At 61.0% G+C, this 12,816-nt stretch carries 12 protein-coding genes; 1 reads left to right on the top strand and 11 read right to left on the bottom strand.

Annotation, left to right across the window (positions count from 1 at the left end):
• Positions 1–56: 56 nt before the first annotated feature.
• Positions 57–1,133, bottom strand: a complete 1,077-nt coding sequence (locus tag V8J82_RS04545; protein ID WP_339972595.1) for an NAD(P)/FAD-dependent oxidoreductase — start codon at positions 1,131–1,133, stop codon at positions 57–59.
• Positions 1,134–1,362: 229 nt separating this feature from the next.
• Here V8J82_RS04545 and V8J82_RS04540 point away from each other — a divergent pair, with 229 nt between their 5' ends.
• Complete coding sequence (locus V8J82_RS04540) at positions 1,363–1,950, top strand: VPLPA-CTERM sorting domain-containing protein (RefSeq protein WP_339972594.1); 588 nt, start codon at positions 1,363–1,365, stop codon at positions 1,948–1,950.
• A 79-nt stretch (positions 1,951–2,029) separates the two neighbouring features.
• On the opposite strand, the gene V8J82_RS04535 is transcribed toward V8J82_RS04540, so the two are convergent.
• The 10 genes from V8J82_RS04535 to xdhA are packed head-to-tail and all read right to left on the bottom strand — an operon-like array spanning position 2,030 to position 12,734.
• Positions 2,030–3,112: a BMP family ABC transporter substrate-binding protein gene (locus V8J82_RS04535; RefSeq protein ID WP_339972592.1), complete on the bottom strand. Its 1,083-nt coding sequence runs from the start codon at positions 3,110–3,112 to the stop codon at positions 2,030–2,032.
• Positions 3,109–3,891, bottom strand: coding sequence for an ion transporter (locus V8J82_RS04530; protein WP_339972590.1), 783 nt, complete (start codon positions 3,889–3,891; stop codon positions 3,109–3,111). The genes V8J82_RS04535 and V8J82_RS04530 overlap by 4 nt, the downstream gene beginning before the upstream one ends.
• Before the next feature lie 3 nt (positions 3,892–3,894).
• Positions 3,895–4,815: an ABC transporter permease gene (locus tag V8J82_RS04525; protein ID WP_339972589.1), complete on the bottom strand. Its 921-nt coding sequence runs from the start codon at positions 4,813–4,815 to the stop codon at positions 3,895–3,897.
• Positions 4,812–5,138 carry a hypothetical protein gene (locus V8J82_RS04520; protein ID WP_339972588.1) on the bottom strand — a complete coding sequence of 109 codons (327 nt, stop codon included), beginning with the start codon at positions 5,136–5,138 and terminating at the stop codon, positions 4,812–4,814. Before V8J82_RS04520 ends, V8J82_RS04525 begins: the two co-directional genes overlap by 4 nt.
• On the bottom strand, positions 5,135–5,521 hold the full coding sequence (locus V8J82_RS04515; RefSeq protein WP_339972587.1) for a hypothetical protein: 387 nt from the start codon (positions 5,519–5,521) through the stop codon (positions 5,135–5,137). The genes V8J82_RS04520 and V8J82_RS04515 overlap by 4 nt, the downstream gene beginning before the upstream one ends.
• Positions 5,518–6,603 carry an ABC transporter permease gene (locus V8J82_RS04510; RefSeq protein WP_339972585.1) on the bottom strand — a complete coding sequence of 362 codons (1,086 nt, stop codon included), beginning with the start codon at positions 6,601–6,603 and terminating at the stop codon, positions 5,518–5,520. The genes V8J82_RS04515 and V8J82_RS04510 overlap by 4 nt, the downstream gene beginning before the upstream one ends.
• Entirely contained in the window at positions 6,600–8,141 is a 1,542-nt protein-coding gene (locus V8J82_RS04505) for an ABC transporter ATP-binding protein (protein ID WP_339972583.1), read from the bottom strand. Before V8J82_RS04505 ends, V8J82_RS04510 begins: the two co-directional genes overlap by 4 nt.
• The gene (gene xdhC, locus V8J82_RS04500) at positions 8,138–8,902 is read right to left on the bottom strand and encodes a xanthine dehydrogenase accessory protein XdhC (RefSeq protein WP_339972581.1); all 765 of its coding nucleotides are present in this window, start codon (positions 8,900–8,902) and stop codon (positions 8,138–8,140) included. Before xdhC ends, V8J82_RS04505 begins: the two co-directional genes overlap by 4 nt.
• Positions 8,899–11,334, bottom strand: coding sequence for a xanthine dehydrogenase molybdopterin binding subunit (gene xdhB, locus V8J82_RS04495; RefSeq protein ID WP_339972579.1), 2,436 nt, complete (start codon positions 11,332–11,334; stop codon positions 8,899–8,901). The genes xdhC and xdhB overlap by 4 nt, the downstream gene beginning before the upstream one ends.
• Positions 11,331–12,734, bottom strand: coding sequence for a xanthine dehydrogenase small subunit (xdhA, locus tag V8J82_RS04490; protein ID WP_339972577.1), 1,404 nt, complete (start codon positions 12,732–12,734; stop codon positions 11,331–11,333). The genes xdhB and xdhA overlap by 4 nt, the downstream gene beginning before the upstream one ends.
• Positions 12,735–12,816: the final 82 nt, after the last annotated feature.

The following is a 12,816-nucleotide window of genomic DNA, read 5'->3' as shown; positions in this document are numbered from 1 at the left end:
TTGCTGCGGCGAGCATAGGCTTGCGCGGGGGAATGCCAAGTTCAGGTTTGGTCGCCCTAGCGGAAACGTGAGGGGCAAAGCGCAGAAATATGGGCTTTGTCCAGGGCCGGCTGTCGGTCAGCCACCAGATCGGCCAAAAGTTGCGAGGCCGCAGGCGCCGTTTGAAATCCGTATCCGCCTTGGCCCGCCGCCCACAGAAAACTGGGCATGGCTGGATCGGGGCCGATGACCAAGCAGCGATCCGGCGCAAAGGTGCGCAGGCCCGCCCAGTTGCCGGTCACGCGGGTTACCTCTGCGGTGACAAAAGGCTGATATCGCGCAATGCCCTCGGCCAGGCTCAGGTCATTGGCGTAGGCATCATGGGGATTGTCCACCCTATCTTCTTCAGCGGGAGAGACCAGCCAAGCGCCTGCATCGGGCTTGGCATACCAACTTTCATCGGCGCCCAGTAGCATCGGCCAAGCGCGCACATCGTGGCCTCCGGGCGCAGGCATCCGAGCGACGGAGCGGCGCAACGGGATCAGGCCCAGTGGTGTGATCCCGGCCATGGCGGCGATCTGATCGGCCCAGGCGCCTGCCGCGTTCACGATGTGCCGGGCGCGATAGGTTTCGTTTGCCGTCACCCGCCAAATGGTGCCGTCTTGGGTGATCTCCGCCACGGGCGCATGGGTGGCGATGCGGCCTTTAGAACGGATGGTTTTGGCGAAATTCTGCACCATGCGGTCGGTGTCGATATCCCAGGCATCGTCATTCATGGCTGCGCCCACAACATGATCGAGATTCAGGATAGGCACGCGTGCCTGCGCCTCGGCTGGGGTCAGAGGTGTCAGCGCCATCGACGCAATATCACGAGCCAGCGCAGCCTCTTGGCCGGGTCCGCCCAGCATCATCAGACCACGGGGGCTGAGTAATCCTCCATCAAGCGTATCAAGGTCGGCCCGCGAGGCTTGGTTTAGCGCGACAGTGACCGAGTTGCCGTAGCTGCCTTCATATAGCGCGGCGGAGCGACCGGATGCATGGTAGGCGGGCGCGGTTTCTGCCTCCAGCACACAGACCGATCCCAAACTGGCGAGCCGCGCGCCCGCCGAAACGCCCGCAATGCCGCCGCCGATCACGATGAAATCATAGATCATTGGCGGACCGTATTCACAGTGATCAGGCCCGGCAAGATACGCCGTTCCAAGGCGCGCTTGGCAGGGCAATGTGCCTCTGCATTTTCCTCAATCTGGACAATTTTCGACATATTTCGCTGGAATAAACCAGATCGACAGAACTCTACACGTGTTGTGTGCGGAGGGTCGGCCACGCGCCACGCGCCTGCAGATGACATTGATTTGGACCTTATTGACACGGGATTGACCGATGAAATCTACGCTGCTGTCCCTTATCCTTGCTGGTGCCGCGGTCTTGGGCGCCACGCAAGCCTCGGCTGTGACTTACCAAAACATTTCTGGCGTCGTGCATGAGAACCTGGTGCCAAGCAGCGCGCCCGCCGCTGCACCCGGCCAGGTGCTGGGCGACTTTGGCACAAACCCCAGCGCCCATGTGCTTGAGATCGTTGGCAACACGTCGATCTATGGTGGATTGGTGCATGCCAATACCGCGCGCAACCAATACTTGGATGGCTGGACGCTTGATTTTGGCACCGGCATTTATGACGTCACCTTCAATTGGGCGGGGGATCAACGCTCCCGCTTCAACGCATTCGATGGCGAATTCTCGGTAAACGGCGCATCCACTGCGATTGGAGAAAGCGGGTCGCTGACCTATCGCGGGCTCACTGGACAGGTCACGTTCTTGATCGATCCGGTTGCCGGCCAATCCACGCCGCGCGAACAGGCGACCTGGGATCTGCAAGTGGTTGCGGCGGTGCCGCTCCCTGCGAGTGCCCTATTGTTGGCGGTCGGTCTGGCCGGTCTTGGGGCTTTGCGTCGTCGTACCGTCGCTTGATCTTGACCCTTTTAACACAAAGGCCCGCCAAACAGGCGGGCCTTTGTATTTTTTGCGTTAAAGTCTTTGAAGATTTGGGTCAGTTCGGGATTTCGCTTGTGATCCCCTCGACGTAGAAATCCATCCCGGCCAGTGTGCCATCGTCGGGCGTTTCGCCCTCGGCCAGCCAGACGCTGCCGTCCTGGCGATTGATCGGGCCGGTGAAAGGGTGATACTCACCTGCGCCAATTGCGTCGATCATCGCCTGGGCAGAAGCCTGAACCTCCTCAGGGATAACATCCGTCATCTCACCAATGCGCACCATGCCGGGCCCGATCCCATCCCAGGTATCGGTCTGTTCCCAGGTGCCGTCCATCGCTTCACCAACCCGGCGGATATAGTACGGCGCCCAGTCGTCGATGATCGAAGCCATCCGAGGCTGCGGCGCGAATTGGATCATGTCGGAGGCCTGGCCGAAGCTGAGGATCCCGGCCTCTTCCGCGGCTTCCTGCGGCGTTGTGGAATCGGTGTGCTGCATCAGTACATCCACACCCGCATCGATCAGCGCTTGGGCGGCATCGGCCTCAACGGCGGGGTCAAACCAAGTGTAGACCCAGACCACACGCATCTCGACATCGGGGTTCACTTCGCGCGCATGCAGATAGGCAGCGTTGATGCCACGGATCACTTCGGGGATCGGATACGACGCGATATAACCGATGATATTGCTTTCGGTCATGTGCCCGGCAATGTGTCCGGTCACGGCGCGGCCTTCATAGAAGCGACCGGAATAGGTCGACACGTTGGGATGTTCGCGCAAATAGCCGGTAGCATGTTCGAAATAGACATCCGGGAATTGCCCTGCGATGGCGTTCGTTGCCTCGCCATATCCGAACGAGGTCGTAAAGATCATATCGGCGCCGTTCAGGATCATCTGGGTCATCACCCGCTCGGCATCGGCGCCTTCGGCAACGCTTTCGACAAAGCTGGTTTCCACGGCGTCGCCGAAATGCTCTTCGACGGCTTGGCGGCCCTGATCATGTTCATAGTTCCAGCCGTAGTCACCGGTCGGTCCGACATAGACGAAGCCGACCTGGAACGGGTCGTCTTGGGCGAATGCAGCGCCGGTCAGGGCCAGTGTGCCCAGTGCGGCGCTGGCCATTAAGGTTCTGAATGTTGTCATAAGGTATCTCCTCTGTCAGTCGTCTCGTTTTGGTTTGGTGATGTGGTTTGCTCCGCCGAGGCGTTGCTGCGTAGGTGATCGGACGGTGACGCTTCGGTGAGCGCTGCGGTGATCAACCCGGCGGGAACCGCGACGATCCCAATGCCGATCAGAAGAACCAGACCGGTAAAGACACGCCCGCCGGTCGTGATGGGATAGACATCGCCGTAGCCCACGGTGGTCAGCGTGGCGACCGCCCACCAGAGGCTTTCGGGGATCGAGCTGAACCCGTTGGGCTGTACCTCGTGCTCAAAGTGATAAATTCCCACGGCGGCCAGATAGAGGGCGACGACGGCGATAAACAAGAATATCCCGAATTCGGCTTTGACCTTGTCGATCGCCGCGCCGATGCGGTCCAGCGCGCGGTTGGCTTTGAACAATTTCAGCAAACGCAAGATCCGCAATAGCCGCAGCGCCCGGACGGTGGTCAGGTCGGGGAACAGGAACAGAAGCGCGGGCACCACGGCGATAAAATCGATGATGCCCCAAAAACTGAACGCGTATTTCAGCGGCTGTTCCGAACAGGTCAAGCGCAACACATATTCGACGGTGAACAACCCCAAGATCACAAGCTCCGCTGTGACCAGAAGCGTATTGGCCCGTGGGCTCAGATCCGGCAGCGTTTCCAGCGCGATGACCACGGCGGAGGCACAGATCAACGCGTAGATGAACAGCGCGACGCCGCGGCCCACGCGTGGATGGGTGCCATCCAAGATGTCGATTACATCGCGCCGCTTCATCGCTTACCCGCTTGCATGGAACGTCCGGCCCAGATCGCCCGGCGCGTTCAGCGACGTGCGAGCCCGGTCCGATGACATGATGACCAACACGGCGATGGTGACAAGGTAGGGGGAGGCGTCCAGCAATGCGACAGGCACCGGCACCTCTTGGGCTTGCAGTCGCAATTGCAGTGCGGCGATGCCCCCGAAAAGCCAGGCGCCGAACAGAACGCGCCCCGATTTCCAGGCGGCGAACACAACCAGCGCCAGCGCGATCCATCCGGCACCCGCGGTCATACCCTGCACCCAGTTTTCCACATAAACGACGCTGAGAAACGCGCCACCTAGACCCGCCATTGCGCCGCCAAAGACAATTGCGGCGCAGCGGATCCGGACAACCTTGTAGCCCAGTGCGTGCGCCGCATCATGACTTTCGCCCACAGCACGCAGGATCAATCCGGTCCGCGTGTGGCGCAGCACATAGGCAATCACAAACACAGCTGCGATGGCGAGGTAAGTCACCAGATCGTGACTCAACAAGATGGGGCCGATCATAGGAATTTCGCGCAAAGCGGCGGGCAGAGGTTTGGCGACTTCGGGGATCGGAGTGCCTTCATACCCCACGCCCAAAAGCGCCGAGAGGCCTAGACCGAACAATGTCAGCGCCAGCCCCGTCGCCACCTGGTTCGACATCAGAAATTGCGTCAGCGCGGCAAAGATCATGCTGAGAAGCGCCGCGCCCGTGCCACCCGCCAGGAAGGCCAAGGTCGGAGACCCGGTCTCATGGGCGGTGATGAAGCCGCAGACAGCGCCGGTGATCATCATGCCTTCAACGCCTAGGTTCAGGACGCCTGCCTTTTCCACCACCAACTCGCCCAGAGCGGCCAGCAAGACTGGGGTTGAGATCGTGATCAGCGCGACGATCAGCGTGACGGGATCGATCATGGCGCAAGTGCTCCGGGTAGGATGCCTAAGCGGATGACGGGCGTAAAGGCTCCGAGGGCCAAGCCGAGAATGAAGGCAATGCGACGATTGCGATGGTTTGTGTCGCGCAAGGCGCTGCTTCGTTTCGGCAGAAGAAATCTATCGGCGACGCCGGTTGATATGATTGCCAAGATAAGCGCACCGCCAAAGATCCAAGCGAATCCAGTGTCGGTGAACAGGAAAAGCACCAGCATCGAGGTAAACCCCCCGATGATCAGACCAGCTCCAACGTCGAGCGCCATGAGAAGCAATGTCATGAAGATGCGGAGCGGTGCTGCGGTCATGGTGCCGCTCCAAATGCACCGCTGCGCCAGGCTTGCGCTGTCAGAAGAGTTGCAGAGGTGACGAAGCCGACCAAAAGCCCGTGGTGCAAGATCCAGGGTTCCGGCGGCACGGAGAGCGGTGCAGGGCGCGGCGGATAGGTTGGGCGGGGTTTGCCACGGGCGGCACGCCAAAGCCAAGCAATGCCATAAATGATGCCGTCAAACAGCATTTGGCCAATAAAGTGTAGGATCATGATGGGGATCAGAAGCACGAGAAGCAGCCAGAGCCCTTCCTTGAGCAGGAACACCATGCCGACTGCGCCAAAACCCAACAGGGCGCCAATCACGCAGCGCGCCAGGGTCAATGGCAGATCCCCAAGTCGGAATGGGCGGTATTCACTCATGCCACGCGGTCCCGTCCGATGCGGATGCGGTAGTTCGATAAAACGTCCAGCGCCAGCAAGAAGAACAGCAACATGCCTTGGAACGCCTGGATCGCAGGGGCGGGAACCTGCAGCATCAGTTGCGCCATGTCGCCACCGATATAGGTCAGCGCCATCAACAGCCCCGCCAGAAGGATCCCGATGGGGTTCAGGCGTCCGAGGAAGGCAACGATAATCGCCGTGAACCCGTAGCCGACATTAAAATCGATGGTGATCTGACCGGCCGGTCCCGCAACTTCAAACAGACCTGCGGCGCCAGCCAGCGCGCCCGAAATGCCCAAGCACAAAATCACCGTGCGCGTCGGGTTCACGCCCGAAAACCGCGCCGCGCGGGGGGCCTGCCCCGCCAATTTGATCTGGTAGCCGATTGTATGCTTCTGGAACAATATGAAGGCGGCGATAACGGCGAGAAAGGCGGCGACTACACCCCAATGCATGCCGGTTCCGGCAATCAACTCTGGGTTATCGGTGCCCGCATGACGCGCCAGGTTCCGCGAGCCGGGAAAGCCTTGCCCATCGGGATTGCGCAACCAACCCGTCGCGGCGGAGGCCAACATCGCTTCGGCCACGTAGACCAAAAGCAGAGATACCAGGATTTCATTGGTGTTGGCCATCGTCTTTAGCAAAGCGGGGATCATCGCCCAAAGCCATCCGCCAATCAGACCCGCAATGACCATGCCAGGGAAGATCAACACGCTTTCTGATGGATAGAGAGCCAAGCCAAATGCAGCGCCACAAATGGCACCGACGATGTACTGCCCCTCGGCCCCAATATTCCAAATGCCGGCACGGAATCCCAGCGACAGGCCGATGGCAATCAAGATCAGTGGCCCCGCTTTCACCAGCAATTGCGGGCGCGAGAAACTGGCAAAGCGTTCATGAAACAGCGGATCCCAGAAGATCACGCGGATCACCTCGACCGGATCCTGGCCCAAAGCCGCAAACATCGCGCCACCGGCCACCATTGTCAGAAGGACGGCCAGGATCGGCGTGCTCAGCGCCCAGGCACGCGACGGGGCGGGGCGTTTCTCCAGGCGGATCATGCGCTGATCTCCTGCAAGTCTTCGGGATGGGCTTCCTCCATACCGTGGGCGCCGCCCAACATCAGGCCGATCGCTTCCATGCTCAACTCGCGCGCCGGGCGTGGTGCGGAAAGACGCCCTTCGTTCAAGGCGCAGAACTGATCCGAGATTTCCAACAGCTCATCCAGATCCTGACTGATCACAATGACACCGGCGCCGCCCTGGGCCAGATCCAACAGGGCTTGTCGGATCGCCGCTGCCGCAGAGGCATCAACGCCCCAGGTTGGCTGATTGACGACCAGAACATCGGGCTGCTGCAGAATCTCGCGCCCGATCACAAATTTCTGCAAGTTGCCACCGGACAGAGCGCGTGCGGCGGTTCCGCTGCCCGGCGTGCGAACATCGAAACGTGTGATAATGTCTTCGGCAAATCGGCGCGCTTTGGACCACGACAAGAAACCACTCCGCGCCAGGTCCTTGCGTTGACGCGCGGTGAGAACGGCGTTTTCCACCAGGCTCATATCGGGCGCTGCCGCGTGGCCAAGGCGCTCCTCCGGCGCCGAAAGCAGCCCATTGGCGCGGCGCGCATCCGGGCCTTGGGCGCTGATATCATGCGCCTTGAAGATCAGGCTGCCCGGTGGGGCGCGCCGTTCGCCGGACAAGATGGCCAGCAACTCGTCCTGGCCATTGCCCGCAACCCCGCCGATGCCCAATACCTCGCCTTGGTGGAGCACCAATGAAACATCTCGAAGCGCTGTCCCAAAGGCGCTTGCAGGCGGTATCGACAAGCCGGTGACATGCAGCAATACGTCGCCCGGTGGGGTGGCGTCCCGTGCCGGTTGCGCCAAGGATTTGCCGACCATCATCTCGGCCATCTGGGCGGCCGAGCTTTGCTTCGGGTCGCACCCCCCGACAACCTTTCCCAAGCGCAGGATCGTTGCCGCATCGCACAGCGCCCGGATCTCTTCCAGCTTGTGGGAGATATACAGGATCGCCGTGCCCTCGGCACTGAGCTTTCGGAGGGTCTGAAACAGGATCTCAACCTCTTGCGGGGTCAAGACGCTTGTAGGTTCGTCCATGATTAGCAGCTTGGGATCCTGCAGCAGACAGCGGATAATCTCGACTCGCTGCCGTTCCCCGGCGGACAGATCACCCACCAGGCTGTCAGGATCCAGGGGCAAGCCATATGCTGTACTGACCTCACGGATTTTTAGGCCCAGATCGCGCGGCTTTGGCGGGTCCTCCATGCCGAGGGCGATGTTTTCCGCGACCGACAGCGCGTCAAATAGACTGAAATGCTGGAACACCATTGCGACACCGGCGGCACGCGCGGCGCGCGGTTCGACCGGTGTAAAAGGTGCCCCATTCAGCGCCATCGTTCCGCTATCGGGGGCGACGAGGCCGTAGATCATCTTGACCAATGTCGATTTGCCCGCGCCATTCTCTCCCAACAGCGCGTGGATTTCGCCAGGTTGAATAGCAAAGGAGACGTCGTCATTCGCAATGACGCCGGGATAGGCCTTGGTCAGCCCCCGGATGTCGAGAAGTGGCGCGTTCATAACCCCCCAGTCGGCGACGCATCTGCTGATTCTTGCAGCATTTGCTTATCAAGTAGCCGCGCTGCCACGCCAACCGCAATGGCTTGAGGGTGTTTGCCCAGTCTCGGGTCGCCGATGGGACACAGGATGCGCGAAATTTGAGCATCCGCATGGCCGAGTTGGCCGAGTCGTTTGCGGAAGCGCGCCCATTTCGTAGCAGAGCCGATCAGGCCGCATTCCGCAAAATCTTGGCGCAGCACCGCATCGCATAAGGCAAGATCGATGTCGTGGCTGTAGGTCAAGATTATGTGACGCGCATCCGCAGGCGCATGGGCCATGGCGCGTGGCATGTCGGCAGCGATTAGCGATGTGACGCCTTGCGGCATCTCTGCCGGAAACCGCCGGGCATCGGTATCGATGAGGGTGATCGGCAGATCTTCGAATGGCGCAAGGGTTGCTGCGATGGCGCGCCCAACATGGCCCGCCCCCCAAATCCAGATCGGTGGTTCAGTCGGTTCAATGTCCGGGGCGTCGGCTATGAAATCAAGCGTCACGGCCCCCCCGCAGCACTGCCCCAGATCGGGTCCAAGCGGAAATGTACGCTCTGCTTGCAAAGTGCCATCGGCCAGCATCGTACGCGCGATGCGGATCGCCTCCCATTCCAGGGCGCCGCCGCCGATTGTGCCATTAACATCATCGGGCCCCACACGCATCGTCGCCCCGGCATCGCGCGGCGCGGAGCCTCGGCTGCTCCGGACAGTGACGGTGATCTCTTGGCTCATGCGCGCGCCCGGTCCACGGCGGCCAAAGTGGCCTCGGGTGTTGCCGGTGCCTGGAGGTCAGGAAAGCTCGGGCCACAGGCCGAACAGGCATGTCCAAGCGCGGAGAATACGCTGATACCCAACATGAACGGCGGCTCGCCCACCGCTTTGGAGCGATAGATCGTGTCTTCGCGGTTCGGCCCATCCCAAAGCGCCACGTTGAACACGTCTGGCGTGTCCGAGGCGCAAGGAATCTTGTAGGTGGAAGGTGCATGGGTTTTCAGTGCGCCGCGCCCGTCCCAGACCAGTTCTTCCATTGTCAGCCAGCCAGCGCCCTGTACAAAGCCGCCCTCGATCTGACCCATGTCCAGCGCCGGGTTCAGCGACGCACCGGCATCGTGCAAAATATCCGTGCGCAGGATACGGTTTTCGCCGGTTAGCGTGTCGATGACGACCTCGGAACAGGCGGCCCCATAGGCAAAGTAGAAAAACGGCCGCCCATGGCCTGCGATCCGGTCCCATTCGATCTTGGGTGTCTTGTAGAACCCTGTCGCTGATAGGCTGACGCGCGCCATGTAGGTTTTCGCCACCGCGTCCTCGAAGGGCATAGCGGCGCTATCGGCGCGCACCTCGCCATCAGTGAACACAACCCGCGCAGGGTCCGCTTGCAGCTCTGGCGCGACCACCTCCGCGATGCGATCGCGGATCGTGTCGCAGGCAGCTTTCACGGCCATGCCGTTCAAGTCGGTCCCTGAGGACGCCGCCGTGGCCGAGGTGTTCGGCACCTTTCCTGTATCTGTTGCGGTGATCTTCACCTTTGCGATGTCTACGCCAAATCGATCCGCGGCGACCTGCGCAACCTTTTGGAATAGACCCTGACCCATCTCGGTCCCGCCATGGTTCATATGGATGGAGCCGTCTTGATAGACATGCACCAAAGCGCCCGCTTGGTTCAAATGTGTCAGCGTGAATGAGATGCCAAACTTCACCGGTGTCAGCGCGATCCCCCGCTTTAGCACCGGCTCGCAGGCGTTCCAATTATCCACAGCTGCCTTACGTTTTTCGAACGAACAGCTTTCGTAAAGCTTTGTCGTCAGGTCATGCAGTATGAAGTCTTCAACCTTCATCCCGTAGGGCGTGGTATTCTCTTCGATCGTTTGCATCCGCGAATATGCGCCGCCAAAGCGCGCCGAATGCCCCCCGCCGGAGACCTTCACCGCACCGCGCCCCGTCAGATCGGCCTGGTCCAGACGCCCCCCCTTCCGCTGGCTCGAAATACCCCCGCCGGAGGCATCTGAACTCTCACCCAGCGCTGCCCGATAGTAATTTAGGCGCCGCAGATCCAGCGGATCTATTCCAAGCTGATGCGCGGCGTGGTCCATCACACGCTCGATGCCGAGCATACCTTGGGGTCCGCCAAAACCGCGGAACGCGGTGGCCGATTGTGTGTTGGTTTTCAGCCGGTGTGAAGTGATCCGCGCATTGGGCAACAGATAGGCATTGTCCGAGTGCAGCATCGCGCGGTCGGCCACGGGCAGGCTGAGATCCATTGCCCAGCCACAGCGGACAAGCTGTGTGAAATCCACGCCCAGCAGTCTCCCGTCCTCCTCGAACCCGGCACGGTAGATCACACGTGCATCATGTCGCTTGCCGGTGATCACAAAGTCATCATCGCGATCATAACGCATCTTGCAGGGCCGCCCGGTGCGTGCGGCCACCAAGGCGCAGGCGATGGCCAGATAATTGCCTTGGCTTTCTTTGCCGCCAAATCCGCCGCCCATCCGGCGGACCTCGACCCGCACGCTGTGCATCGGTTGGCCTAGCGCATCGGCCACCTTGTGTTGGATTTCGGTCGGGTGCTGGGATGAGGTCTGGATCACTACATCCCCGCCTTCTTGCGGCAGGGCGAGGGCGGATTGACCCTCCAGATAAAAGTGCTCTTGTCCGCCGACATCGATCCGACCCTCGACGATATGAGCTGCCTCGCTCAAAGCCGCCTCCACGTCACCTTTCGCGTAGATGCGCGGCCCATCTTCGAAGCGGCTGTCGGCGGCCAGCGCCTCATCAATCGTCAGGATCGGTGCCTCTTCCGCGATGTCGATCTGAGCCAAAACCGCGGCGCGCCTTGCGGCGAGGTGGCTTTCAGCGGCTACGAGAAACAGCGGCTGACCGGCGTAATGTACCGCACCGTCGCTCAGCAGGGGCTCGTCATGATTGGACGGGGAGCAATCGGGGATCGGAGACAGGTCGGATCCTGCCAGCACCGCGATCACACCTTCGGCCGCGCGTACGGCAGACAGATCCAGATTGCGGATCTGACCCTTTGCCACCTGGCTCAACCCAAAGGCCAAATGCAGGCAATCGGCAGGGGTGGGGATATCATCCACATATCGCGCTGCGCCAGTGACATGCAGAGACGCGGCATCATGGGGCAGGGGCTTATGCACATTCATGACCGTACCTCCAACGCCGTGGTCCGGGCGCCTGATCGTTCGTGGAACACCCGTTTGAGCATCCCCTGCGCCGCGCGCAATCGATACTCGGCGGAAGCGCGCATATCGCTAAGGGGGCTGAAATCTTCGGCAAAGGCGGGCAAGGCTGCGTTGATCACCGGCTCGGTAAATGGCTGCTCCAAAAGGGCAGCCTCGACGGCGATCGCGCGTTTGGGGATGCCCGCCATCCCGCCAAATGCAATTCGCACGGCGGCGATGCGGTTGTCTTGGATGCGGAGATTAAACGCACCGCAAACGGCGGAGATGTCTTGATCGAACCGTTTCGACAATTTGTAGACGCGCAGATCGGCCAGATCTCTCGGGATCGAAACTGCCTCGACAAATTCGCCGGGGGCGCGGTCTTGCTTTCCGTAATCCAGAAAGAAATCCTCGATCGGGATCACGCGTCGTGTGTCACCTTTGCGCAGATGCAAGCTCGCGCCGAGGGCGATTAATGGCGGTGGGCTGTCACCGATCGGTGATCCATTGGCAATGTTACCGCCAAGCGTCGCTGCGTTGCGAACTTGGACGGACCCATAACGGCGGATCATCTCGGCATAGCTTGCGCTCAGCGGCCTGATCGCGGCATGCAATTCAGTCAGCGTCGTCATCGCGCCCACGCGTAGCATGTCGCCATCCTGCGTGACGCCACTTAGATCTGCACATTGATTGAGAAACGCTACCGGGCCGAGATTGCGGTGCTGTTTGGTGACCCACAAGCCGACATCGGTTGCGCCCGCGATCAAAGTGGCTTCCGGGTGCGCGGCATACCATTCAGCAAGGTCATCGGCTGATTTTGGCGTCGCGATTTGAGCCTTTGTGCTCGCGGAGGTTTCGCCGGTGTCGGCCAAAGCAGCCTTGCTGAGCGCAATGGCATCTTCGCGCATGTGGCCTGGGATGGCAGCGCTGGCTGCGGCATCGGCGGCGCGCAAGATCGGTGCATACCCGGTGCAACGACAGAGGTTGCCCGCAATCTGGTCGGCATGGTCCGTCGCACCGTTGAGATGGGCGGTCGCCATTGAGACCACAAAGCCCGGTGTGCAAAACCCGCATTGGGATCCATGCAGATCGACCATGGCCCGTTGCACCGGGTGAAGCGTGCCATCGGGCGCCGCGATCCCTTCCACTGTGCGCACGGCGCGGCCATCGAGTTGCGGCAGGAACAGGATGCACGCGTTCAGCGTGCGTGCACTGCCGTCAGGGTCGGTCACCATCACTGTGCAAGCGCCGCAATCACCTTCATTGCAGCCTTCTTTGGTGCCGGTCAGGCGCCTTTCCTCGCGAAGCCAGTCGAGCAACGTCACGGTGGGGGCCGTGTCGACGGCCTGCGGTTCTCCGTTCAGCAGGAACCGGATTGTCATGTGCGTCAAGCCTGCCGCGTTACCTGGTGGGGCGGGTGGTCATCCGACCCTCGATGCGGCGTAGAGGGCGGCCCGATTTCGC

It is taken from the genome of Gymnodinialimonas mytili, assembly GCF_037544085.1.
GTDB lineage: Bacteria > Pseudomonadota > Alphaproteobacteria > Rhodobacterales > Rhodobacteraceae > Gymnodinialimonas > Gymnodinialimonas mytili.
This window is presented reverse-complemented; position numbering and strand designations above follow the sequence as displayed.